Raw genomic sequence first — 22,802 nt, 5'->3', positions numbered from 1 at the left:
TGTTTTTTTTTGCCCGTTACACTGAATACATTCAGCGGCAATCCAGGAACCACGACGTCTATGTTCACCCGCTACTTCTCCAGTAATCGCAAGATACTTTTCCTCAGCCTTATCACCGGCCTGATCACAGCCCTGCTCCTGGGTTCATTGCAATTTTTCTGGAGCTACCACAAGCGGGAAGTCAGATTCGACACCCTGATTGACGACGTGAGCATCTACATGGAAAGCTACTTCGATGAGTTGAAAAGCTCTATCGATCTCCTTCAGCCGCTCACGCTGAACAGCTGCCACGACGTCAACGCTGAGCTGACCTCTCGCGCGGCGTTTAGCCTTAACGTGCGCGCCTTTTTGCTGGTCAGGGATAAACTGGCGTACTGCTCTTCAGCCACTGGTCCGATGAACGTCCCGATGGAAGAACTGATACCCGAGCTGCACATCGATAAACAGATTGATATGGCGTTACTGCCGGGTACACCGATGATGCCGCACAGACCCGCGATTGCCATCTGGTATCGAAATCCGCTGGTGAAGGATGGCGGCGTGTTTACTTCGGTAAACATCAACCTGACTCCGTATATGCTTTACACCGCACGCCAGAACGAGTTCGCGGGCATTGCCATCATCATTGGCGACAATGCGTTGTCGACCAGGTCCGCCACACTGGTTAAGGCACAGGATTTACATGAAACGCCGGCACGCACCGCGACCCTAAAAGAGGTTCCGCTGACGATTAAACTGTACGCCGAAGAGTGGACGAGCGATGAAATCCTGTTCGCGGTGTTCTTTGGACTGGTCTGCGGGATCGCGGCCGGCTCGCTTAATTTCTATATCCTCACTACGCGTCTTAACCCAGGCAAAGAGATCCTGAGCGCCATTAAACGCGGCCAGTTTTATGTGGTGTATCAGCCTGTTGTGGATGCCGAGACGCTGCAAATGCGCGGTGTCGAAGTCCTGATGCGCTGGAAACATCCGACGATGGGGGAAATTCCGCCTGATGCCTTTATCAACTTCGCCGAAGCGCAGAAGCTGATTGTGCCGCTGACGCTGCATCTCTTTGACCTCATCATCCGCGACGCGCCGGTATTACAGACCCTTCTGCCACCGGGCGCAAAACTGGGCATTAACATTGCGCCGGGGCATCTGCATGCGGAAAGCTTCAAAGAGGATATGCGCACTTTCCTGGACTTAGTGCCGCCGGATCATTTCCAGATCGTGCTGGAAATCACCGAGCGCGACATGGTTAACCATCGGGAAGCCAACAATCTTTTCGAATGGCTGCACAATGAAGGCTTTGAAATTGCGATTGATGATTTTGGTACCGGCCACAGTGCGCTGATTTACCTTGAGCGTTTCACCATGGATTACATCAAAATTGACCGGGGTTTTGTCAACGCGATTGGGACGGAAACCGTGACCTCCCCGGTGCTTGATGCCGTACTCACCCTGGCAAGACGACTGAATATGTCGACCGTCGCCGAAGGGGTGGAGACGCCGGAGCAAGCAGCCTGGCTACGCGAACATGGCGTTGTTTTCCTTCAGGGTTACTGGATTAGCCGCCCGATGCCGCTGGAGCAGTTCCGCCAATGGCAGCCTGAACGTTGAATGATTTCACATTGCCCGTGACGTCACTTATTATTCAGCTTAACTGAGCCGGTCAGTCGAAAGGGAGCCGCCGCGAGATGCTTATGCGCTTTATGTTGCTGCTGTTGGCATTAACGAGCCTGTCCAGCCAGGCGCAAACCATCAAAGAGAACATCGCGTTCTCTGTGATTGGTGAGCCAAAGTACGCGGTCAATTTTACGCACTTTGATTACGTCAATCCTGCCGCGCCAAAAGGCGGAAACGTGACCCTCTCCGCCACGGGGACGTTCGACAACTTCAACCGCTTCGCCCTGCGCGGCGTGGCGGCAGCGCGAACAGAATCGCTCTACGATACGTTGTTTGTTACGTCTGATGATGAACCCGGCAGTTACTACCCGCTGATTGCGGACAACGTGCGTTACGCGGATAACTTTGCGTGGGCGGAAATTTCGATTAACCCACGGGCGCGTTTTCACGATGGGACGCCGGTCAAAGCCAGCGACATTGCCTTCACATTTCACAAATTTATGACTGAGGGCGTTCCCCAGTTCCGCATTGTCTATAAAGGTGTTACGGTCAACGCCATTGCCCCGCTCACGGTGCGTATTGAGCTGAGTGAGCCGAATAAAGAGAACATGCTCAGCCTGTTCTCCCTGCCCGTGATGCCTGAATCGTTCTGGAAAAATCACAAACTTAGCGACCCGCTCTCCACACCCCCGCTGGCGGGTGGCCCTTACCGCATCACCGACTGGCGCATGGGGCAGTATGTTGTCTATTCCCGGGTCAAAGACTACTGGGCGGCAAACCTGCCGGTAAACCGTGGCCGCTGGAATTTTGATACCCTTCGCTACGATTACTACCTTGACGATAACGTGGCATTTGAAGCCTTCAAAGCTGGTGCGTTCGATATGCGCGTGGAGAGCAGCGCTAAAAACTGGGCGACACGGTATATCGGCAAAAACTTCGCTAACGGGTATATCGTTAAAGACGAGCATAAAAACGCGTCCGCTCAGGATACGCGCTGGCTGGCGTTTAATATTCAGCGTCCGGTATTTACTGACCGCCGGGTGCGGGAAGCCATTACCCTGGCCTTTGATTTTGAATGGATGAACAAAGCGCTATTTTACGGCGCTTACAGCCGGGCAAATAGCTATTTCCAGAACACTGAATATGCCGCTCGCGATTACCCAAAAGCGGACGAACTTGTCCTGCTGGCACCGCTGAAAGCAGAACTGCCACCGGAGGTGTTCACGACGGTATTTCAGCCTCCGGCGTCAAAGGGTGACGGCTACGATCGCGACAACCTGCTTAAAGCCAGTAAACTGCTGGATGACGCAGGCTGGCCACTGAAGAATAAAAAACGCGTCGATTCCAGAACGGGCAAACCATTAAGCTTTGAGCTGCTGCTTGCGTCCGGAAGCAACGATCAGTGGGTGCTGCCGTTTAAGCACAATCTTGAACGGCTGGGGATTACCATGAACATTCGCCAGGTCGACAACGCGCAGCTCACCAACCGCAAACGCAGCCGTGATTACGACATGATGCAAACCCTGTGGCCCGCGCAGCCGTGGCCCAGCTCAGATCTGCAAATCTCCTGGGCATCCAGCTATATCGACTCCTCCTACAATGCGCCGGGGGTGAAAAGCCCGGCGATTGATGCCTTGATTGCGAAAATTGTGGCGGCGCAGGGTGATAAAGAAAAACTCCTGCCGCTGGGACGCGCCCTCGACAGGGTCTTAACCTGGAATTACTACATGCTGCCAATGTGGTATATGGGCGAAGACCGGCTTGCGCGCTGGGACAAGTTCTCCGAGCCTGCCGTACGCCCTGTCTATTCACTGGGCTTCGACACCTGGTGGTATGACGTTAACAAAGCCGCCAGACTTCCCGCTGAGCGGCGATAAGGAATCATCATGGGTGCGTATCTGATCCGCCGTCTCCTGCTGATTATCCCGACCCTCTGGGCAATCATCACGATTAACTTTTTTATTGTGCAAATCGCGCCCGGCGGCCCGGTCGACCAGGCTATTGCAGCCATTGAATTTGGCAACAGCGGCGGCATGCCTGGTGGCGGTGGCGAAGGAATGGGCGCGAGCCATGCCCGCACCGGCCTGGGAAATATCAGTGAAAGCCATTATCGCGGCGGACGTGGCCTGGATCCGGAAGTCATCGCCGAGATCACCCATCGTTATGGCTTCGACAAACCGCTTCACGAGCGGTATTTCAACATGCTCTGGGACTACCTCCGCTTTGATTTTGGCGACAGCCTGTTTCGCAGCGCGTCAGTTTTAACATTGATTAAGCAAAGTCTGCCGGTGTCGATTACCCTTGGGCTGTGGGGAACGTTGATTATTTATCTCGTCTCTATCCCCCTGGGGATCCGTAAAGCGGTTCACAACGGCAGCCGCTTCGATGTCTGGAGCAGCACGTTTATCATCATCGGCTATGCCATTCCGGCGTTTCTGTTTGCCGTTCTGTTGATTGTCTTTTTTGCCGGTGGCAGCTATTTCGATATCTTTCCGCTGCGGGGGCTGGTGTCAGCGGATTTCAGCACCCTGCCCTGGTACAAGAAGATCACCGATTATTTCTGGCACATCACGCTGCCGGTGCTTGCGACCGTCATTGGCGGCTTTGCGGCCCTGACCATGTTGACCAAAAACGCCTTTCTCGATGAAATCCGTAAACAGTACGTTGTGACTGCCCGTGCGAAGGGCGTCGGCGAAAAGCAGATCATGTGGAAACATGTCTTTCGCAACGCCATGCTGCTGGTGATTGCCGGATTTCCTGCCACGTTCATCAGTATGTTTTTTACCGGCTCGCTGCTGATAGAGGTGATGTTCTCCCTCAACGGACTGGGCTTGCTGGGATATGAAGCCACCGTGTCGCGCGATTATCCGGTCATGTTTGGCACACTTTATATCTTCACCCTGATTGGCCTGCTGCTGAATATCATCAGCGATATCAGCTATACGCTGGTTGATCCCCGAATTGATTTTGAGGGCCGCTGATGCCGCGTTTAAGCCCCGTCAACCAGGCCCGATGGGCCCGTTTTCGCCACAACCGCCGCGGCTACTGGTCGCTGTGGATCTTTGCCGTCCTGTTTGTCTTAAGCATGTGTTCGGAATTGATTGCCAACGATAAACCGCTGCTGGTGCACTTTAACGACCGCTGGTATGTGCCCGTTCTCACCCAATACAGCGAAAGCGATTTTGGTGGCCCGTTTGCGACGCCCGCTGAATATCAGGATCCGTGGCTTCGCCAGCAAATTGAACAGCACGGCTGGGCACTCTGGGCGCCGGTGCGTTTTGGCGCAAACAGCATTAACTTTGCGACCACCACCCCCTTCCCTTCCCCGCCTTCCGCGCAAAACTGGCTGGGAACGGATGCCAACGGTGGCGATGTGCTGGCACGCATCCTCTACGGCACGCGGATCTCGATCCTCTTTGGGCTGATGCTGACCGTCTTTTCCAGCGTGATGGGCGTGGTAGCAGGTGCCGTTCAGGGCTACTACGGCGGGAAAATCGACCTGTGGGGTCAACGTTTTATTGAAGTCTGGTCAGGCATGCCGACGCTGTTTCTGATCATTCTGCTTTCAAGCGTGGTACAGCCAAACTTCTGGTGGTTGTTAGGCATTACCGTCATCTTCGGCTGGATGGCGCTGGTAGGCGTGGTGCGGGCGGAATTTCTGCGCACCCGTAATTACGATTACATTCGCGCTGCCCAGGTGCTGGGGGTGAGCGACCGCGGGATCATTTTCCGCCATATGCTTCCTAACGCCGTGGTAGCGACCCTCACCTTCCTGCCGTTTATTCTGTGCAGTTCCATCACTACCCTCACCTCGCTTGATTTCCTTGGCTTCGGGCTCCCTCTCGGTTCCCCGTCGCTCGGCGAGCTACTGCTGCAGGGCAAGAACAACCTGCAGGCACCGTGGTTAGGCATCACCGCCTTTCTTGCCGTGGCCGTGCTGCTTTCACTGCTGATTTTTATTGGCGAAGCCGTGCGCGATGCTTTTGATCCCAACAAGGCGGTATAAGATGACGCAGCCCCTTCTCAGTATTGATAACCTGTCGATTGCCTTTTCAAAACAGGGTGAGGCGCGTACCGTGGTCACGGAGTTGTCGCTGCAGATCCAGCGCGGCGAAACGCTGGCGCTGGTAGGCGAGTCAGGATCCGGCAAGAGCGTATCGGCACTGTCGATCCTGCGCCTGCTTCCGTCTCCGCCCGTCAGCTATCCGCAAGGCGACATTCTGTTTCACGGTCGCTCGCTGCTGCATGCCGACGAAAAAACCCTGCGCGGAATTCGCGGCAATAACATTGCCATGATTTTCCAGGAGCCGATGGTCTCCCTTAACCCGCTGCACACGCTGGAAAAACAGCTCTATGAAGTGCTGTCCCTGCACCGGGGCATGCGCAAAGAGGCGGCGCGGGGGGAGATTCTGGATTGTCTTGAACGAACCGGCATTCGCAATGCCGCAAAACGGCTGAACGATTTCCCCCATCAGCTTTCCGGCGGCGAACGTCAGCGGGTGATGATTGCAATGGCCCTGCTCACGCGACCCGAACTGTTGATTGCCGATGAGCCCACCACCGCGCTGGACGTGACGGTGCAGGCGCAAATTCTGCGGCTGCTGCGGGAGCTGCGTGACGAACTGAACATGAGCCTGCTGTTTATCACCCATAATCTCAGCATTGTGAGAAAGCTCGCCGACAGCGTCGCCGTGATGCAAAACGGACGCTGCGTCGAGCAGAACACCGCAGCCACCCTGCTGAAAGCGCCTCAGCACCCCTATACGCAGCGTCTGCTTGATAGCGAGCCCACGGGTGACCCGGTTCCCCTGCCGGCTGACAGCGCGCCGTTGCTGCGCGTTGAGGGGCTGGGCGTGTCGTTTCCTGTTCGCAAAGGGATTCTGCGGCGCATCGTCGACCAGAATCCGGTATTGAAAAATATCCATTTTTCCCTGCGTCCGGGCGAATCGCTGGGACTGGTGGGCGAGTCCGGTTCGGGAAAAAGCACCACCGGCCTGGCACTGCTGCGCTTAATCGCCTCGCAGGGTGAGATCCTCTTTGACGGTATGCCGCTGCACAACTGGAACCGTCGCCAGATGTTGCCCGTTCGTCCCCGCATGCAGGTTGTGTTTCAGGATCCAAACTCCTCGCTTAACCCACGGCTGAACGTCTTACAGATTGTCGAAGAGGGTCTGCGCGTTCATCAGCCGGTATTGACCGTCCGGCAGCGGGAAGAAGAAGTGATACGCGTTATGGCAGAAGTTGGCTTAGATCCGGATACCCGGCACCGCTACCCGGCTGAATTTTCCGGCGGTCAGCGCCAGCGTATCGCCATTGCTCGCGCGCTGATCCTCAAACCGGAGCTGATCATTCTGGATGAACCGACGTCGTCGCTGGACAGAACCGTCCAGGCTCAGATCCTGGCATTACTGAAAGGATTGCAGGAAAAGCACAGGCTGGCCTATATCTTTATCAGCCATGATTTACAGGTTGTGCGGGCGTTATGCCATCAGGTGATTGTGTTGCGACAGGGAGAAGTGGTCGAGCAGGGAGAGTGCCAGCGCGTATTTGCTGCGCCAACGCAGAGCTACACGCGCCAGCTGTTGTCCGCAGACTAGCGCTCAGAAAGGATACTGGCCCGAGAAAGGCTCAGCGATAGCAACACCAAAGTTTTTCAGACGGCAGGTCGCGGCAAATTCATCCTGGCTTTTCACGAACAGGCAGGGTTCACCTTCACACTCCAGTACGGAGCTGTCCACTTCAATATCCGTCAGGGCCTCGCTGAGACGCTCCATGACTCGCCATGCATTTTCGTCGCTCGGGCTCAGCAACTTAAGTGCAACCAGACAATTCTCGCAACCCGCGACGCTTTGCGGAATCGGTTCAACTTTCGAACCTGCAAAACCCGCCGACCAGCGATAGCTCTGGGGCAAGCGATGGACTATGGAGAGTTGTAATGTATTCACGTTCGTTCCCCGGAAGCAAAATTTACTTCACAATTTATTTACATTTATAGTAACACATCATCGCCAGCCTGCACTATTCGGCGCTTTTTTATAGGTGTTCAGGCTCGCGTCGGCGCTATATGTACCCGTTTCTGCGATCTAACTCAACCTTTTTAAATACAATGATGTGACTTTTTACACAAATAGATTTTACATAAAAGAAACAAACACAGGGTAAACGAACGCAGCTTTGGTTGATGTGTGTCAACAAAAAAGGCCCTGACTGGGCCTTATTTGCGCGTTAGCTGGCCACCTTTCGCGGCCGACTGGCGTAGAGATAGAAAAGAATGGAGCTGGTTGCACAAAACGCCATCGCCCACAGCATCGGCCAGGCCGTATTAAACGTGGCCATCGACAGTAACGCCCCGACGATGGCGCCGATGCCAAAGCGGAATGTTCCGGCCAGCGACGAGGCGGTGCCTGCCATATGCGGGAATTCGTCGAGGATCACCGCCATCGCATTGGAGGAAACCATCGACACGCAGCCGACGAAGGCCGCAACCCCCACCACCAGCGCCCAGAAGCCCACGCCTGTAAAAGCACTCAGCACCAGCCAGATAGCCATCACAAACTGGATCCAAAGCCCGGCGCGGAACATGTTCAACGCCCCGACTCGGCGGACAAAGCGGCTGTTAATGATGGTCATAATGAACAGGAAGACGATGTTGAGCGCAAAGTAATAACCGAAGTGCTGCGGAGAAACATGGTTCAGTTCGATATAGACAAACGGCCCGGCGCTCAGGAATGAGAACATCCCGGCGAAGCTGAAACCGCTCGCCAGCATATAGCTCAGCACGCGCTTATGACGAAACAGTGAGGCGAAATTCCCCATTGTGGTTCGGATGTGGAACTTCTGTCGGCGCTCCGCGGGTAGCGTTTCATCAATAAAGAAGAAGATCATTGCCGAGGCCAGCAGCGCGGCAAGCGCCAGGATCCAGAAAATCACATGCCAGCTGAACCATACCAGTACCGCACCACCGGCCATAGGGGCCACCAGCGGTGCAATCGTCGTCACCAGCATCACGAACGACATCATCCGGGAGAACTCTTCTTTCGGGTAGATATCGCGCATCAGGGCATTGATCACCACACTTGCCGCTGCCGCCGCCAGACCGTGGAAAAAGCGCATGACAATCAGTTGATCGATGGTTTGCGCCTGCGCACAGGCCACCGCCGCCCCTGCAAAAATCAGGGTCCCGCCAAGGATAACGGGCTTGCGGCCAAAGCTGTCCGCCATCGGGCCATAAAACAGCTGACCGAGGGCAAAACCGAGAATATAGGTGCTGAGCGTCATCTGCGCGCTGCCTGCCGGTACGCCAAACTGCGCGGAAATAACCGGCAGCGCAGGCAGATACATATCAATAGACAGCGGCATCAGCATGGCCAGCAGGCCAAGAATGAAGACGATTTTGAACGACGAGTGTGGCCTGGTGGTCACAGAGTTCTCCTGAAATTAATGCGAAGGCAGACCAACGCTGGCGATCTCTTCTTCCGTTAACGGGCGATATTCGCCGGGCGCCAGCTCAGGATCGAGTTCAATTGCGCCAATACGTTCACGATGCAGACCGACAACGTGGTTACCCACCGCGGCAAACATACGCTTCACCTGATGGTAGCGCCCTTCACTGATGGTCAGACGAACCTCGGTAGGCGCGATCACTTCAAGCACGGCAGGCCGGGTCAGATCTTTTTCATTATGCAACTGAACCCCGTTGGCAAATTGTTCTGCCGTGTCATCCGCGACCGGAGACTCCAGCGTCACCCGATACGTCTTCTCGCAGTGATGACGGGGAGACGTGATACGGTGCGACCACTGCCCGTCGTCGGTCATCAGCACCAGCCCGGTGGTGTCGATATCAAGACGGCCAGCGGCATGCAGCTTGTGCGCGACCGGTTCGTCGAGGAAATAAAGCACCGTTGGATGATCCGGATCGTCCGTGGAACAGACATAGCCTTCCGGCTTATTGAGCATGAAATAGCGCGGCCCGTGCTGTTGGGTCAGCGGGTTGCCGTCATATTCAACCTGATGGTCAGGCTGGAGTTTGAACGCAGTGTCTTTCACAATGTCGCCATCCACGGTAACGCGGCTGGCGCGAATTTCACGCCCGGCAATAGCGCGGCTTACGCCGAGTTGCTGAGCGATAAACTTATCAAGTCGCATGAAATCTTTTTAGCCTTAATGATGCTGGAAGTCGGACAACAGGTCCGAAAAAGAAGCAGTCTGGAATGGCTCAGTATAATGGTCTGGTTGCGCCACTCAAGGGAAAAAGTTTCGTGGCATACTATATGCGAAATAACTAAACCGAGACCCCATGACTTTTACACTTCGTCCTTATCAGCAGGAAGCCGTTGACGCCACTCTCGCCTGGTTTCGTAAACACCAGGCACCGGCGGCCATTGTGCTTCCGACCGGTGCTGGCAAAAGCCTGGTGATCGCCGAACTGGCGCGTCTGGCACGCGGACGCGTGCTGGTGCTGGCCCACGTCAAAGAGCTGGTGGCGCAAAACCATGCCAAGTATTGCGCACTCGGGCTGGAAGCTGACATTTTCGCTGCCGGGCTAAAGCGTAAAGAGAGCCACGGCAAAGTGGTCTTTGGCAGCGTACAGTCGGTGGCCCGCAACCTTGATCTGTTTCGCAGTGAATTTTCGCTGCTGATTGTCGACGAGTGTCACCGCATCAGCGATGACGACGACAGCCAGTATCAGCAAATCCTCACTCACCTGAAAGAGGTGAACCCACACCTTCGCCTGCTTGGCCTGACGGCGACCCCGTTTCGCCTAGGTAAAGGCTGGATCTATCGCTACCATTATCACGGCATGGTGCGCGGCGACGAGAAAGCGCTGTTCAGCGACTGTATCTATGAACTTCCTTTGCGCTACATGATCAAGCATGGCTACCTGACGCCGCCCGAGCGGCTGGACATGCCGGTGGTGCAGTACGATTTCAGCCGGTTACAGGCGCAGAGCAACGGGTTATTCAGCGAAGCGGAGTTGAACCAGGAGCTGAAAAAGCAAAAGCGCATTACCCCGCATATCATTAGCCAGATAGAAGAGTTCGCCGCGACGCGCAAAGGGGTCATGATCTTTGCCGCCACCGTGGAGCATGCGCGAGAAATTACCGGGCTGCTGCCCGCCGAGGACGCGGCCTTAATCACCGGCGAGACGCCCGGGCCGGAGCGCGACCGCCTGATCGACGCCTTCAAAGCGCAACAATTCCGCTATCTGGTGAACGTGTCAGTGTTAACCACCGGGTTTGATGCCCCGCATGTCGATCTGATTGCCATTTTACGTCCGACCGAATCGGTCAGTCTTTATCAGCAGATTGTGGGGCGCGGCCTGCGCCTGGCGCCCGGGAAAACCGACTGTCTTATTCTGGATTACGCCGGTAACCCGCACGATCTCTACTCTCCGGAAGTCGGCACGCCAAAAGGCAAAAGCGACAACGTCCCCGTTCAGGTCTTTTGCCCTGCCTGTGGTTTTGCCAATACCTTCTGGGGTAAAACCACCGCAGACGGCACGCTGATTGAACATTTTGGCCGCCGCTGTCAGGGCTGGTTTGAAGATGACGAAGGACATCGCGAACAGTGCGATTTCCGTTTCCGCTTTAAAAACTGCCCGCAGTGCAATGCGGAAAACGATATTGCCGCCCGTCGCTGTCGCGAATGCGATACGGTTCTGGTCGATCCTGATGACATGCTAAAAGCAGCGCTGAAGTTGAAAGATGCGCTGGTGCTGCGCTGTTCCGGTATGGCACTGCAACCCGGCGCGGATGACAAAGGCGAGTGGCTGAAAATCACCTATTACGATGAAGACGGCGCAGACGTCAGCGAGCGCTTCAGGGTACATACGCCTGCCCAGCGTATGGCCTTCGAACAACTCTTTATTCGCCCGCACACCCGTACGCCCGGTGTACCGCTGCGCTGGATTACCGTGGCCGATATCGTGCGTCAGCAAGTGTTACTGCGCCACCCGGATTTTGTTGTGGCTCGTATGAAAGGACAGTTCTGGCAGGTTCGGGAAAAGGTGTTTGATTACGAAGGCCGTTTTCGTCGCGCCAACGAATTACGCGGTTAAGGGGACTTTTCATTGATGTGAGGGGCATTTGAGTATAAAATGCTGCCCGCTTCATATCCGTGAAGCAGAACACTCACCTGCTGCTGGGTCGCCTGTAGTAGGGTTTAAAATACAGAGAGAAATCAATGTTTACTATCGAAGCAGAAGTACGTAACGTGCAGGGTAAGGGTGCGAGCCGCCGCCTGCGTAACGCTAACAAGTTCCCGGCTATCGTTTACGGTGGCGAAGCTGCTCCAGTTGCAATCGAACTGGATCACGACAAAGTGTGGAACCTGCAGAACAAACCTGAATTCTACAGCGAAGTTCTGACCATCGTTGTTGGCGGTAAAGAAGAAAAAGTGAAAGTTCAGGCTGTTCAGCGTCACGCGTTCAAGCCAAAAGTCACTCACATCGACTTCGTTCGCGCGTAATCGCAAACACGTCGAAAAAAAAGCCCCGCTTCTGCGGGGCTTTTTTTATGCCTGTTATTTCCCGCCAGAGGTGCGGCGCTGAAGCTGATCGCGCAGGTTCGGCGGCGTGCCTTTAATGGTCAGCGTATCGGTGGCCGGATCCCAGAAGATGCGTTCACCCAACAGCATGGCATCAAAGTTGATAGTCAACCCACCGCCGCTACCGGCAAATTTAGTGAGCTGTCGCAGCGTACTGCGATCCGCCGGGAAGCTCTCTTCGAGCTCATAGCCTTTATCAGCGGTAAATTCCTGGAAGCTGACTTCACTGACGCCCGCCAGCTCTTTTGACAGCGACTCCAGCTCAATCTCTTCTCCTGCCTGCAGCTGTTCGTTGCAGTAACTGTACACCTGCTGGCGCACGGTCTGACGCTCAGATTTATCGAGCTGCGCTTCAGCGGTAAAGTCGTCAACCGCCTGCAGCAGCCCTTTGTTCTGCGCTTTGGCGTTAAGACCTTCGCTGGCGCCGAGGAAGTCCATAAAGAAATCAGCCACTTTACGACCGACGCGGCCTTTCAGGAAGGTCAGGTAGCGGGTCGATTCCGGGTTCGTTTCCCACTCGGTTAAATCGATACGCGCCACGATATCCGCATGGTTGATATCAAGATAGTGGGTAGAGCTGATATCCAGCTGCTCATTCACGCGCATGCTGCTTAAATTGTTCAGCACGGTGACCAGCAGATACTCTACTGCCAGGTAGCGATAGTGACAGAACAGGACGATACCGCCGTCTGCGAACGGGTATTTTGCCAGTTCGTCACGCAGACGTCCGGTGGCGGCGCGGCTAAACGCCAGGAAATCCTCTTCGCCCTGACGCTGCAGACGAAGACTATCAGCCAGTTCGCTCTCTTCGCTGAACAGACCATAGGCTTTATTTTTAGCACTGTAGACGCGGTGCAACTCCGCCATCATTTCCACAACGGTCGCCGTGGGTTCCAGTAACGAATCGCGAAGCACCACTTCAAGGGTTTGCTCATCACGCTTGATAAGCTGGTGCAAGGCAATCTGGTTGATTTCCAGACTCATGATAAACTCTCCTTTTAGACCGGGCGGTATTCAACCACCACCAGGTCATGTGTGCAACAACAGATAAAAAAGGGGAAAAAAAGCTGTCGCTACGGTAATATGTTGCCCTTTCATCAACAAACTGATTTTGATTTATGCCACAACATTCCCGCTACAGTGATGAACACGTTGAACAACTGCTCAGTGAGCTGGTCAACGTACTGGAAAAACATAAAACGCCGACCGATCTCTCCCTGATGGTTTTGGGAAATATGGTCACCAACCTTATCAATACCAGCGTTGCTCCGGCTCAGCGTCAGGCGATCGCCAAATCTTTCGCCCAGGCGTTACAGTCCTCCGTCAGCGACGACCAGGCCCATTAAGGGAAACGAACAACAGTTTATGGTGACGAATCGTCAGCGCTACCGTGAAAAAGTCTCCCAGATGGTCAGCTGGGGACACTGGTTTGCCCTGTTCAACATTCTGTTAGCGACGGTCATTGGCTGTCGTTATCTGTTTGTCGCAGACTGGCCGACAACGCTAACCGGGCGTATTTACTCCTGGATGAGCGTTGTGGGTCACTTTAGCTTTTTGGTTTTCGCCACCTATCTGCTGATCCTGTTCCCCCTGACGTTTATCGTCATGTCGCAGCGGCTCATGCGTTTCTTGTCCGCTATCCTCGCGACGGCGGGGATAACGCTGCTGCTTATCGACAGCGAAGTCTTTACCCGTTTTCACCTGCATCTCAACCCCATCGTCTGGGAACTGGTGATCAACCCGGATCAAAACGAAACGGCCCGTGACTGGCAGCTGATGTTTATCAGCGTTCCGGTGATCCTGCTTATTGAGATGCTTTTTGCCACCTGGAGCTGGCAAAAACTGCGCAGCCTGACCCGGCGCCGCCATTACGCGAAGCCCGTTGCGACGCTCTTTTTCGTCTCCTTTATTAGCTCGCACATCATGTATATCTGGGCGGATGCGAACTTCTATCGCCCTATTACCATGCAGCGCGCTAACCTGCCGCTCTCTTATCCGATGACGGCCCGCCGTTTCCTCGAAAAACACGGCCTGCTGGATGCTCAGGAGTATCAACGCCGTCTGGTCGAACAGGGTAATCCGGAAGCGGTCAGCGTTCAGTATCCGCTGAGCGAACTACGCTATCGCGATATGGGCCGCGGGCAAAACGTCCTGTTAATCACCGTCGATGGCCTGAATTATTCACGTTACGAGAAGCAGATGCCTGCTCTGGCTGATTTCGCCAGTAAGAACGTGACGTTTACACAGCATATGAGTTCCGGTAACTCGACCGACGCGGGTATCTTTGGTCTGTTCTACGGTATTTCAGCCGGATACATGGACGGCGTGCTGTCCGCCCGTATTCCTGCGGCACTGATCACCGGGCTTAATCAGCAGGGTTATCAGTTAGGGCTATTCTCATCGGATGGCTTTAACAGCGCGCTCTATCGCCAGGCGCTGCTGTCAGACTTCTCACTGCCGGCGGCACAGAGCCAGACAGATGAACAGACCGCCAGTCAGTGGATAAGCTGGCTGCAACGCTACGCCCAGGAAGATAACCGCTGGTTCTCGTGGGTTGCCTTAAACGGCACCAACCTTGAGGACACGAATCAGAAAGGCTTTGCGCGCCGCTACAGCCGCGCTGCCGGTGACGTGGATGCACAAATCGACCGCGTGCTCGACGCGTTGCGCGAGTCTGGCAAGCTGGATAACACCGTCGTGATCGTCACGGCCGGTCATGGTATCCCGTTGGGTGACGAGACGAAGAGCATGGAGTGGTCGCGTCCAAATCTGCATGTTCCGCTGGTGATCCACTGGCCGGGAACGCCGGCGCAGCGCATCAATATGCTGACTGAACATAAAGATGTGATGACGACCCTGATGCAACGTCTGCTGCACGTCAGCACGCCAGCAAACGAGTATTCACAGGGGCAGGATCTCTTCAGTGCCACCCGCCGCCATAACTGGGTGTCGGCTGCCGGAGAGAGCACGCTGGTGGTGACTACGCCAGCGCTGACGCTGGTGCTGAACAACAATGGGAAGTATCAGACGTATAATCTGCAGGGTGAGCGGTTGAAAGACCAAAAACCGCAGCTGAGCCTGCTGCTGCAGGTTCTGACGGATGAGAAGCGCTTTATCGCTAACTGATTAATTATAAACCAGTTAGCAACAGATTCCCTTGCATTCAAAACGGAATCGAGTAGTATTCTTTTTATGCGTCGGCACGTAGCGCAGCCTGGTAGCGCACCGTCATGGGGTGTCGGGGGTCGGAGGTTCAAATCCTCTCGTGCCGACCAAAAATACTCTTTAAACCAGCCAGCTATGGCTGGTTTTTTTATTGCTTCATTTCTGATGGGAATTAGTACCTGTAGTTTCAGCACCAACGGTCGACAATCCCCCTTAAAACACTCCGCCACGCTTGACGCTGTATATTTTTACAGTAAAAATACCTCCCCCCACTTGAAGTTATTACGGAGGTTTTATGTTTGTTGAATTGGTTTACGATAAGCGAAATGTTCAGGGCCTGGATGGAGCCAGAGAAATTATATTGGCCGAGCTTACGAAGCGAGTGCATAACATCTTCCCTGATGCTGAAGTGAAGGTTAAGCCTATGCAGGCTAACGGACTCAATAGCGATGCCAGCAAAAGCGATCGTGAAAAGTTGAACCGCATGCTGGAGGATATGTTTGAAGAGTCTGATATGTGGCTTACAAATGAATAAATTTCGTTGAAGCCCTCATATCGAATGTACTGGCGCGGACTTTAGCTGATAATTTTCCTTTGTGTAACACAATAACATTGGACAATCGACTTAGTGCGATACACCAACGTCTGGAGCAGTGATGATGAAAACAGTCGAGATACTGCAATACAATTTACACAAAGGCACCGGAGCATTTTTTCATAACGTCATGGCAGAAATTAGCGTTCCCCTACATCAACGCCACGGCATCGATGTGGTGTCGTTTGGTAACTCTCTGCACGATCTTGATTGCTACTATCTCATTCGAGCCTTTGAAAGTATTGAAAATATGAATACGGTGCTTAATTCTTTCTACGCGAGTGCAGACTGGCGCTGCGGGCCTCGTGAGTCCATCATTGACTGCATCGAAACAAGCATTAAGACAGTAATTGATCTGCCACGAGTAAGTGTGGATGGGCTACGAGTGTAAGTCCAAATCTGTTACGTCGCGATTGAGCGTTTACTGCCATATTAGGTTTGGTTCGGTGTATTGAGACAGCCAAAACGAGTCTGAGCTGATACATATCTAACCCTACCCTGCTCCCCATTGATTAACACACCGCGATGTTTGTAATGTCTTCATAAGCCACATGAGGACATCCCCAAGAAGCGTTTTTCCGACCAACATAATCTTGAAAACCAACCCTTCCGGGTTGTTTTTGTATTTCTGCAAAGGGAATTTCGTGTCATGTAACTCACTGGAAAAAAAGGGGCCCGTTTAGGCCCCCTGATGCGTTACTGTTTCACTTTGGCCTTTTCCTCATTGATGACGTTTAGAGCTGCTGCGGTGCAATCACCCTGAGCGATCCTGAGCGTGCCCGCCTGTTGGCGTTGCTCCAACAATGCGGAAAGCGTGTTGTAAACTTTCGTTTCGTGGTGGGCCTGTGCATAGCCCAACGCCTCGCAGATTTGAAAATCTGACATTGCCGCAACACGTTTACCATTTCCCCCCATGAAAGGCCGGGTGCTTAATGCATCCGTTTCGGGTTGAGAAGCAATGCTACATGCTATTGTAGTCACCGCTGCCAGAATGATGAATGTCCACTGAGCCTTTTTCATCAGTAACGCTTTTTTTAAGGGTTTCACTTAAAATACTTCCCAAATTCGACATGTTGTCGCCTGATTTCTTTCAGGTTTGCCACTATTCCAGCCATACACCAGCCACTGACAACCCCCAAAAACCACCCCATCAAGAGATTGACTATCACCAGTGACCCACGTTTCTGGAGCCAGACTGAGCGCTACCACCACCAATATGATTGCCACCGCCTAAGCCGTGGGCGCTGTTGCTGTTGGCTGCATTGTTGCTGCCGTTCCCCGTTCCATGCTCATGTCGTGAGTTATTACGGCTATGATCGCTTCCCTGACGCTGAGAGACGATCAACGCGTCTACATGCGGAACTGCGATTTGCACATTCGGATCGACTTTGGCGATCTCCCCTGCGGTGGTGGTAGTGGTGACACCATTAACCGTGATATTCACAGGCGTCCCCGGCTTCATACTGGACACAGCAACGTTAATCGAGCCCGTGTCTTTTGTTATGGCAACACTTGTAACGTTATCAGGGGCTTTCGTGGTGGCTGGAGTATGAGTAAGCGAGGGCGAAGTAACCGCCGTGCCAGCGGGTAAGGCTGGACCTGTTGTCGCTTGCTGCATAGACACCACTGCGGCGCGGTAAGTTGTGCCTGTGATTTGTGGCGCAGCCACTGCAGACGTTTTGGTGGCGTCAGGGGTGTTAACGGCAGTTCCTGCAGGTAAGGCTGGCCCTGTTGTGACTTGCTGCATTGAAATCACAGCGTTCCGGTAAGTCGTGCCCGTAATGTGTGGCGTTTTCTGCTGCAGGGGTTGCGGCGTTCTTTGTGTTACAGGTCGCGGCGCATCGGGAGCCGTTTCAGTTGCCTGTACTGCATTAATACGATCGCCTGCAGTGCGTAAGCTGTTTTCGATGTCCCCTAAACGGGCCATATTTTCAGGTGAACGGTCGGCATTGTAAGCCTTTAATGCAGCCTGCTTATCCTCCATGGCCTGATTGGCTTCATTGCGAATCGACTGAATAGCAGTGGCTTTTTCATCCATGGTCATGAAATTAGAAGCGAAGGCGTTCACACTTCCGCATGAAAGCGCAATTATTACGGATAAAGAAATGATAGAATGGCGGTTCATTACAATAATTACCTTTAATTTATGTTAAGGGAAAACAGAAACAACAATTAACTACCCCGGCACATGTCGGGGACTTTTTTCAACAAACGAAACAAGCACTTCAAACCGCGCATAATAACGACTGTAAACGATTACACATTTGATATTTATCAATATCCCTAATTCAAATCGTGGAAATAACAATCAACTCAGCCACTATATTTCCCTGTTAATTCGCTTCAAAACATCTCTATTGTTATCGCAACCAATCATTTTTTTAGTGAATAACACTTAGACGGTGAATTTTTCCGGTTTATTATCCTGCATAAAAAAGTGAAATAATGTTTCAGTGCGCGTGCATTGACGTAACGAAAGCATCCCTCCTCTGGATAAAGCGCCCTGTCCCTGCATAGCTGATACGGCCCAAGCCAGACACCGTCAGCAATACAGAGAGGGATACATGCCCGGATTTCACGCGATAAGAGGTGTGATAATTGAACAACGTGGCGGTATAGCGGGAGGCTAATTACAGAGGCAGGAATTTATTGCAATTGATGACAGGGCTGGTTGAATCAGCATGAATGCTGTCCAGCCCTGATTCTTACGACTAAAAAAAGAAAAGCATTTTAATAACCGTATTCTTACCGCACTTCGGCAGGCGTTTTACGCAGATAAAGCAGCGTCAGCAAACAAATCACCGCGCCGGCATAAAAGGTATATTCTGCGCCCCACAGTTCCCAGATAGCGCCGGCACCCACGCTGGCCATCAGTAACCCGAGCCCGCTGACCAGACTGAAAAGACCAAACGCCGTACCGCGCAAATCCGCAGGCGCTGTTTTAGCCACCATCGCGGCCAGCAGCCCCTGAGTCATCCCCATATGCATGCCCCAGAGCGCAACGCCGACAATAATACCGGTCCAGTGGGTACTCAGGGCCAGAACGACATCAGCGGCAATCAAAACGACTAGCCCCCACTGCAGAAGCCGGGTATGGCTCATACCATCAGAGAGTTTGCCAAACGGATAGGCCGAGAAAGAATAGATCACGTTCATCACCACCATCACCAGCGGGATTAAGGCCAGGGGAACGCCAGACTGTTGCGCACGGAGGACAAGAAAAGCCTCGCTAAAACGTGCCAGTGTGAATACCGCCCCCAGGCCAATGACCCACCAGCACGATTTTCCCAGCCGCGTTAAATTCTCTCTTTTGATGGGATTAGTGCGTTTATGTTCGACAGGGGTTTTCGGCTCCTTCAGGCCGAAATACAGCAGCGCAACCGAAAGAAAGCCGGGGATCAGGGCTATCCAGAAAACCGCGCGAAAATCATTGTGTAGCAGCAGCATTAACCCCACGGCCAGTAGTGGCCCCAGAAATGCGCCGGTGGTATCCATAGACTGACGCAGGCCATATGCCGCCCCACGCAGTTCCGGCGGGGTGATATCTGCGACCAGCGCATCCCGTGGAGCACCGCGGATCCCCTTCCCCGCACGATCCATCAGGCGCGCGCCTAAAACCATCCCCGAAGAGGATGCGAGGGCGAAAAAGGGTTTGCTCAGCGCACCGAGGCCATACCCGAGTAGCGCCAGCCCTTTACGCTTGCCAAGATAGTCGCTAATCGCCCCCGAAAAGACTTTGATAAAGAGAGCGGTAGCCTCCGCGAGTCCTTCAATCAGGCCGATAACCAACACGCTCGTTCCAAGCGTAGTCACCATAAACAGTGGAAGCAGGCTGTGAATACTCTCTGACGAGATGTCCATCAACATACTGACGCCACCCACTACCCAGACCCCACGAGGGATCCGGCTGAGTACCGTAAATCTGGAAAGCATCTGTAACTCCTGCTCTGAAAATAGTGGCCTGACTGCTTACAGAATAGGATACGACGGATTAAAAACCTGAGGAAGAACAACGAGCCAATAAAAAAGCCAGCGCTCAGGCTGGCTTTTTTATCGCAGGAAAGGCGTTTAGTGTTTATCACGCCCACCCAGGAAGAAAATGCCCAGCGGAATGGCAAGCAGCACGGTGAACACCAGGCTATAAACAAAGATCATCGCTGATTGCAGGACATACATGCTGGTCGTCCAGGCAGAGAGAGGAATGTTGTACTGTTCAATAACGCCAACAATGGTTGCCCGCCCAACACACGCGGCAGCAATCATAAACACAACCAGTAGCGCCAACAGGAACTTGCGGCCTTCAGGTGTTTTCAGTTTTGCACGTACCATCTCTCTCTTCCCTTCACAGATGAATAACATTATGTGGCGCTTAAAATAACACGATCTGCCGCCAGACTCCAATGCAGTACAAACAACCACTCATTGCGCATGAATAGAGTTTTATACGCTGCCAATATTGAAAATGTAAGTAAATTACACTAACCATTCACGAACATTATGTTAACCTGTGCCTGATAGTTTGACATAAAGGAATGACTGTGAAAAAAGCACCTCAATTTGCCATTGCCCTGATTGCCGCCGCATGCGTTAGCACCAGCGCTTTCGCCAGCGACACCCCTAAAGCGCAGCCTCTGGAAAAAGTAGCGCCTTATCCGCAAGCGGAAAAAGGGATGAAGCGTCAGGTCATTCAGTTACCCGCTCAGCAGGATGAAGCGAATTTCAAAGTGGAACTGTTAATTGGCCAGACGCTGGAAGTGGACTGCAACCAGCACCGTCTGGGCGGTCAGTTGGAAAGCAAAACCCTGGAAGGTTGGGGCTACGACTATTACGTCTTTGATAAAGTGACGTCTCCGGTTTCGACCATGATGGCCTGCCCGGATGGCAAGAAAGAGAAGAAATTTGTTACCGCGTATCTGGGTGACAACAGTCTGCTGCGCTATAACAGCAAGCTGCCAATCGTCGTTTATACGCCTGCAAACGTGGAAGTGAAATATCGCGTGTGGAAGGCGGAAGAAGAGACGGGCACCGCAGAAGTCCGTTAAAGATAAGCCGGGTGGCGATTTCGCCTGACCCGGCCATGATACTGTGCGGTTTAATAAGCCGGGTAAGCGCTAACGCTACCCGGCTTTTTCACATCAGAGTGCGATATCCGCGACCGGTTTGTTTTCCGCCTGAGGCTTCAGCTCTGCCTTCGGTGCTGCGTCAGCAGCAGCTTGCGGCTTCACATATTGCAGCTGCAGAACGCGGCTGGTGTATTCCAGTTCCTGTTCCGTCGCATCAACGTTACCGTTCAGCTTAGTGCCGTAAGAAGGAATAATGGTTTTCAGTTTTGCCTGCCATTCCGGGCTGGCAACTTTGTCTTTAAACACTTTTTCCATCAGATGCAGCATGATTGGCGCAGCGGTAGAAGCCCCCGGTGACGCACCCAGCAGCGCAGCAACGGTGCCTTCTTTGTCACTGACCACTTCGGTACCCAGACGCAGTACACCGCCCTCTTTCGGATCGCGTTTGATGATCTGTACACGCTGACCCGCCTGCCATAAACGCCAGTCTTCTTTCTTCGCCTGCGGATAGTACTCTTTCAGCGCGTCAAAGCGTTCATCGTCAGAGAGCATCACCTGGCTAATCAGGTATTTCACCAGATCGAAGTTATCCAGACCGACGTCCATCATGGGCTTAACGTTAGAGGTGGTGGTCGCACTCAGCAGGTCCCACAGGGAACCGTTTTTCAGGAACTTCGTGGAGAAGGTCGCGAATGGCCCGAACAGCACCACACGTTTACCGTCAAGCACGCGGGTGTCGATGTGCGGAACGGACATGGGTGGTGCACCAACGGAAGCCTGACCGTAGACTTTTGCCAGGTGACGATTCACCACTTCCGGGTTTTCAGACACCAGGAACTGACCGCCCACCGGGAAGCCTGCGTAATCGTCAGCTTCCGGAATACCGGTTTCCTGCAGCAGTTTCAGCGCCGCGCCGCCCGCACCAATAAAGACAAACTTCGCCTTGATGACGTGCTCTTCTTCATTGTGTTTCAGATCGGCAACGGTCACGCTCCAGCTGTTATCCGCATTGCGCTTAAAGCCACGCACTTCGGTGCTGAGCTGCAGATTAAAGTTCTCTTTTTTCTGCAGGGAACCTACCAGCTGGCGGGTAATTTCGCCGTAGTTCACGTCAGTACCAATTTCAGTACGGGTCGCGGCGACTTTCTGGTTCGGGTCACGACCTTCCATGACCAGCGGAGCCCACTCTTTAATCTGCGCGTGATCTTCGGAGTATTTCATGCCGCGGAACAGCGTGCTCTGCTGCAGAGCCGCATAGCGCGCACGCAGGAAGTTAACGTTCTGCTCGCCCCACACAAAGCTCATGTGCGGCACGGTGTTGATGAAGGAGTGCGGATCGTGCATTACGCCGCTGTTCACCTGGTGAGACCAGAACTGGCGAGAAATCTGGAATGCTTCGTTGATCTCAACCGCCTTCTCGATACTAATGGAACCGTCCTTTTTCTGCGGTGTGTAGTTCAGTTCCATGAGTGCCGAATGGCCCGTACCGGCGTTGTTCCAGCCGTTCGAGCTCTCCTGCGCCACGCCATCGAGGCGCTCGACCATGGTCATAGACCAGTCTGGCTGCAGTTCTTGCAGATAGGTTCCCAGCGTGGCGCTCATAATACCGCCACCAATTAAAAGGACGTCCGTTTCCTGCTCTTTTGGCGTGTCAGCTTTTGCCGCCATTGAGACGGTATTCAGCCCCACGGCAAGAGACAAGAGCATGGCAGTCATTTTTTTCATAATTTATGCCTTAGTGTAAAAGTGCGTGATGCGTGGAAATTGCAGGTGAAAAAAGCTGCGCGGGAACGGTAACAACTTTTAAATGGTGTTTAAAGGTTAAG

21 protein-coding genes and 1 tRNA gene are annotated in these 22,802 nt (G+C 53.4%); 13 read left to right on the top strand and 9 right to left on the bottom strand.

Annotation, left to right across the window (positions count from 1 at the left end; genetic code table 11):
- Nucleotides 1-60 precede the first annotated feature (60 nt).
- The 5 genes from AB6731_RS00710 (at nt 61) to yejF (ending at nt 7,205) form a co-directional block, all read left to right on the top strand.
- On the top strand, nt 61-1,602 hold the full coding sequence (locus tag AB6731_RS00710; RefSeq protein WP_371005751.1) for a cyclic di-GMP phosphodiesterase: 1,542 nt from the start codon (nt 61-63) through the stop codon (nt 1,600-1,602).
- 77 nt (nt 1,603-1,679) lie between these two features.
- Entirely contained in the window at nt 1,680-3,485 is a 1,806-nt protein-coding gene (locus AB6731_RS00705; RefSeq protein ID WP_371005750.1) for an extracellular solute-binding protein, read from the top strand.
- Nucleotides 3,486-3,494: 9 nt separating this feature from the next.
- Complete coding sequence (locus AB6731_RS00700; protein ID WP_014170933.1) at nt 3,495-4,589, top strand: microcin C ABC transporter permease YejB; 1,095 nt, start codon at nt 3,495-3,497, stop codon at nt 4,587-4,589.
- Nucleotides 4,589-5,614 carry an ABC transporter permease gene (locus tag AB6731_RS00695; protein WP_014170934.1) on the top strand — a complete coding sequence of 342 codons (1,026 nt, stop codon included), beginning with the start codon at nt 4,589-4,591 and terminating at the stop codon, nt 5,612-5,614. Before AB6731_RS00700 ends, AB6731_RS00695 begins: the two co-directional genes overlap by 1 nt.
- A gap of 1 nt (nt 5,615) precedes the next feature.
- Entirely contained in the window at nt 5,616-7,205 is a 1,590-nt protein-coding gene (gene yejF / locus AB6731_RS00690) for a microcin C ABC transporter ATP-binding protein YejF (RefSeq protein WP_148576184.1), read from the top strand.
- 3 nt (nt 7,206-7,208) lie between these two features.
- Here the strand turns inward: yejF and AB6731_RS00685 are convergent, their stop codons facing one another.
- The 3 genes from AB6731_RS00685 to rsuA form a co-directional block, all read right to left on the bottom strand.
- Nucleotides 7,209-7,553: a YejG family protein gene (locus tag AB6731_RS00685; RefSeq protein ID WP_014170936.1), complete on the bottom strand. Its 345-nt coding sequence runs from the start codon at nt 7,551-7,553 to the stop codon at nt 7,209-7,211.
- A 280-nt stretch (nt 7,554-7,833) separates the two neighbouring features.
- Complete coding sequence (locus tag AB6731_RS00680) at nt 7,834-9,030, bottom strand: Bcr/CflA family multidrug efflux MFS transporter (protein ID WP_014170937.1); 1,197 nt, start codon at nt 9,028-9,030, stop codon at nt 7,834-7,836.
- Nucleotides 9,031-9,045: 15 nt separating this feature from the next.
- Nucleotides 9,046-9,753, bottom strand: a complete 708-nt coding sequence (gene rsuA, locus AB6731_RS00675) for a 16S rRNA pseudouridine(516) synthase RsuA (RefSeq protein ID WP_014170938.1) — start codon at nt 9,751-9,753, stop codon at nt 9,046-9,048.
- A gap of 151 nt (nt 9,754-9,904) precedes the next feature.
- Here rsuA and AB6731_RS00670 point away from each other — a divergent pair, with 151 nt between their 5' ends.
- Nucleotides 9,905-11,665: a DEAD/DEAH box helicase gene (locus tag AB6731_RS00670; RefSeq protein WP_020883178.1), complete on the top strand. Its 1,761-nt coding sequence runs from the start codon at nt 9,905-9,907 to the stop codon at nt 11,663-11,665.
- A 125-nt stretch (nt 11,666-11,790) separates the two neighbouring features.
- Complete coding sequence (gene rplY / locus AB6731_RS00665; RefSeq protein WP_014170941.1) at nt 11,791-12,075, top strand: 50S ribosomal protein L25; 285 nt, start codon at nt 11,791-11,793, stop codon at nt 12,073-12,075.
- A gap of 54 nt (nt 12,076-12,129) precedes the next feature.
- Here the strand turns inward: rplY and yejK are convergent, their stop codons facing one another.
- On the bottom strand, nt 12,130-13,137 hold the full coding sequence (gene yejK, locus AB6731_RS00660; RefSeq protein ID WP_014170942.1) for a nucleoid-associated protein YejK: 1,008 nt from the start codon (nt 13,135-13,137) through the stop codon (nt 12,130-12,132).
- Between the two features lie 134 nt (nt 13,138-13,271).
- Here yejK and AB6731_RS00655 point away from each other — a divergent pair, with 134 nt between their 5' ends.
- The 5 genes from AB6731_RS00655 to AB6731_RS00635 all read left to right on the top strand — a co-directional run bounded on the left by AB6731_RS00655 (nt 13,272) and on the right by AB6731_RS00635 (nt 16,304).
- Nucleotides 13,272-13,499 (top strand): YejL family protein, encoded by a 228-nt coding sequence (locus AB6731_RS00655; protein ID WP_001135586.1) that lies wholly within the window; start codon nt 13,272-13,274, stop codon nt 13,497-13,499.
- Between the two features lie 19 nt (nt 13,500-13,518).
- The gene (gene yejM / locus AB6731_RS00650) at nt 13,519-15,279 is read left to right on the top strand and encodes an LPS biosynthesis-modulating metalloenzyme YejM (RefSeq protein WP_371005749.1); all 1,761 of its coding nucleotides are present in this window, start codon (nt 13,519-13,521) and stop codon (nt 15,277-15,279) included.
- Nucleotides 15,280-15,351: 72 nt separating this feature from the next.
- A tRNA-Pro gene (locus AB6731_RS00645) sits at nt 15,352-15,428 on the top strand.
- A 185-nt stretch (nt 15,429-15,613) separates the two neighbouring features.
- A complete protein-coding gene (locus AB6731_RS00640; protein WP_014170944.1) occupies nt 15,614-15,853 on the top strand; it encodes a DinI family protein in 240 nt (79 codons plus the stop codon).
- Nucleotides 15,854-15,977: 124 nt separating this feature from the next.
- Entirely contained in the window at nt 15,978-16,304 is a 327-nt protein-coding gene (locus AB6731_RS00635; RefSeq protein ID WP_032681961.1) for an NIPSNAP family containing protein, read from the top strand.
- A gap of 305 nt (nt 16,305-16,609) precedes the next feature.
- On the opposite strand, the gene AB6731_RS00630 is transcribed toward AB6731_RS00635, so the two are convergent.
- From AB6731_RS00630 to AB6731_RS00615, 4 genes are all read right to left on the bottom strand, one after another.
- Nucleotides 16,610-16,960, bottom strand: coding sequence for a hypothetical protein (locus tag AB6731_RS00630; RefSeq protein WP_371005748.1), 351 nt, complete (start codon nt 16,958-16,960; stop codon nt 16,610-16,612).
- 118 nt (nt 16,961-17,078) lie between these two features.
- Nucleotides 17,079-18,038 (bottom strand): hypothetical protein, encoded by a 960-nt coding sequence (locus AB6731_RS00625; protein ID WP_049023593.1) that lies wholly within the window; start codon nt 18,036-18,038, stop codon nt 17,079-17,081.
- Between the two features lie 620 nt (nt 18,039-18,658).
- On the bottom strand, nt 18,659-19,846 hold the full coding sequence (locus tag AB6731_RS00620; protein WP_371005747.1) for an MFS transporter: 1,188 nt from the start codon (nt 19,844-19,846) through the stop codon (nt 18,659-18,661).
- A 135-nt stretch (nt 19,847-19,981) separates the two neighbouring features.
- Complete coding sequence (locus tag AB6731_RS00615; protein ID WP_010433451.1) at nt 19,982-20,242, bottom strand: DUF2534 family protein; 261 nt, start codon at nt 20,240-20,242, stop codon at nt 19,982-19,984.
- Nucleotides 20,243-20,451: 209 nt separating this feature from the next.
- Between AB6731_RS00615 and eco the strand changes: the two genes are divergently transcribed.
- On the top strand, nt 20,452-20,955 hold the full coding sequence (gene eco / locus AB6731_RS00610) for a serine protease inhibitor ecotin (RefSeq protein ID WP_040018015.1): 504 nt from the start codon (nt 20,452-20,454) through the stop codon (nt 20,953-20,955).
- 93 nt (nt 20,956-21,048) lie between these two features.
- Here the strand turns inward: eco and mqo are convergent, their stop codons facing one another.
- Nucleotides 21,049-22,701: a malate dehydrogenase (quinone) gene (gene mqo, locus AB6731_RS00605; RefSeq protein WP_014170951.1), complete on the bottom strand. Its 1,653-nt coding sequence runs from the start codon at nt 22,699-22,701 to the stop codon at nt 21,049-21,051.
- Between the last annotated feature and the right edge of the window lie 101 nt (nt 22,702-22,802).

The sequence above is a fragment of the Enterobacter sp. RCC_40 genome (genome assembly GCF_041360735.1).
GTDB classification, from domain to species: Bacteria; Pseudomonadota; Gammaproteobacteria; order Enterobacterales; family Enterobacteriaceae; genus Enterobacter; species Enterobacter ludwigii.
The sequence above is the reverse complement of the archived record's forward strand: the minus strand, read 5'-3'. Positions and strand labels throughout refer to the sequence as shown.

What these genes read in the sequence shown, in the direction of transcription:
- mqo (WP_014170951.1), bottom strand. Translation starts at nt 22,701, where the DNA reads ATGAAAAAAATGACTGCCATGCTCTTGTCTCTTGCCGTGGGGCTGAAT.
- AB6731_RS00640 (WP_014170944.1), top strand. Translation starts at nt 15,614, where the DNA reads ATGTTTGTTGAATTGGTTTACGATAAGCGAAATGTTCAGGGCCTGGAT.
- rplY (WP_014170941.1), top strand. Translation starts at nt 11,791, where the DNA reads ATGTTTACTATCGAAGCAGAAGTACGTAACGTGCAGGGTAAGGGTGCG.
- AB6731_RS00705 (WP_371005750.1), top strand. Translation starts at nt 1,680, where the DNA reads ATGCTTATGCGCTTTATGTTGCTGCTGTTGGCATTAACGAGCCTGTCC.
- AB6731_RS00670 (WP_020883178.1), top strand. Translation starts at nt 9,905, where the DNA reads ATGACTTTTACACTTCGTCCTTATCAGCAGGAAGCCGTTGACGCCACT.
- yejM (WP_371005749.1), top strand. Translation starts at nt 13,519, where the DNA reads ATGGTGACGAATCGTCAGCGCTACCGTGAAAAAGTCTCCCAGATGGTC.
- AB6731_RS00700 (WP_014170933.1), top strand. Translation starts at nt 3,495, where the DNA reads ATGGGTGCGTATCTGATCCGCCGTCTCCTGCTGATTATCCCGACCCTC.
- AB6731_RS00615 (WP_010433451.1), bottom strand. Translation starts at nt 20,242, where the DNA reads ATGGTACGTGCAAAACTGAAAACACCTGAAGGCCGCAAGTTCCTGTTG.
- AB6731_RS00625 (WP_049023593.1), bottom strand. Translation starts at nt 18,038, where the DNA reads ATGAACCGCCATTCTATCATTTCTTTATCCGTAATAATTGCGCTTTCA.
- AB6731_RS00695 (WP_014170934.1), top strand. Translation starts at nt 4,589, where the DNA reads ATGCCGCGTTTAAGCCCCGTCAACCAGGCCCGATGGGCCCGTTTTCGC.
- yejF (WP_148576184.1), top strand. Translation starts at nt 5,616, where the DNA reads ATGACGCAGCCCCTTCTCAGTATTGATAACCTGTCGATTGCCTTTTCA.
- yejK (WP_014170942.1), bottom strand. Translation starts at nt 13,137, where the DNA reads ATGAGTCTGGAAATCAACCAGATTGCCTTGCACCAGCTTATCAAGCGT.
- AB6731_RS00635 (WP_032681961.1), top strand. Translation starts at nt 15,978, where the DNA reads ATGAAAACAGTCGAGATACTGCAATACAATTTACACAAAGGCACCGGA.
- rsuA (WP_014170938.1), bottom strand. Translation starts at nt 9,753, where the DNA reads ATGCGACTTGATAAGTTTATCGCTCAGCAACTCGGCGTAAGCCGCGCT.
- AB6731_RS00655 (WP_001135586.1), top strand. Translation starts at nt 13,272, where the DNA reads ATGCCACAACATTCCCGCTACAGTGATGAACACGTTGAACAACTGCTC.
- AB6731_RS00710 (WP_371005751.1), top strand. Translation starts at nt 61, where the DNA reads ATGTTCACCCGCTACTTCTCCAGTAATCGCAAGATACTTTTCCTCAGC.
- AB6731_RS00620 (WP_371005747.1), bottom strand. Translation starts at nt 19,846, where the DNA reads ATGCTTTCCAGATTTACGGTACTCAGCCGGATCCCTCGTGGGGTCTGG.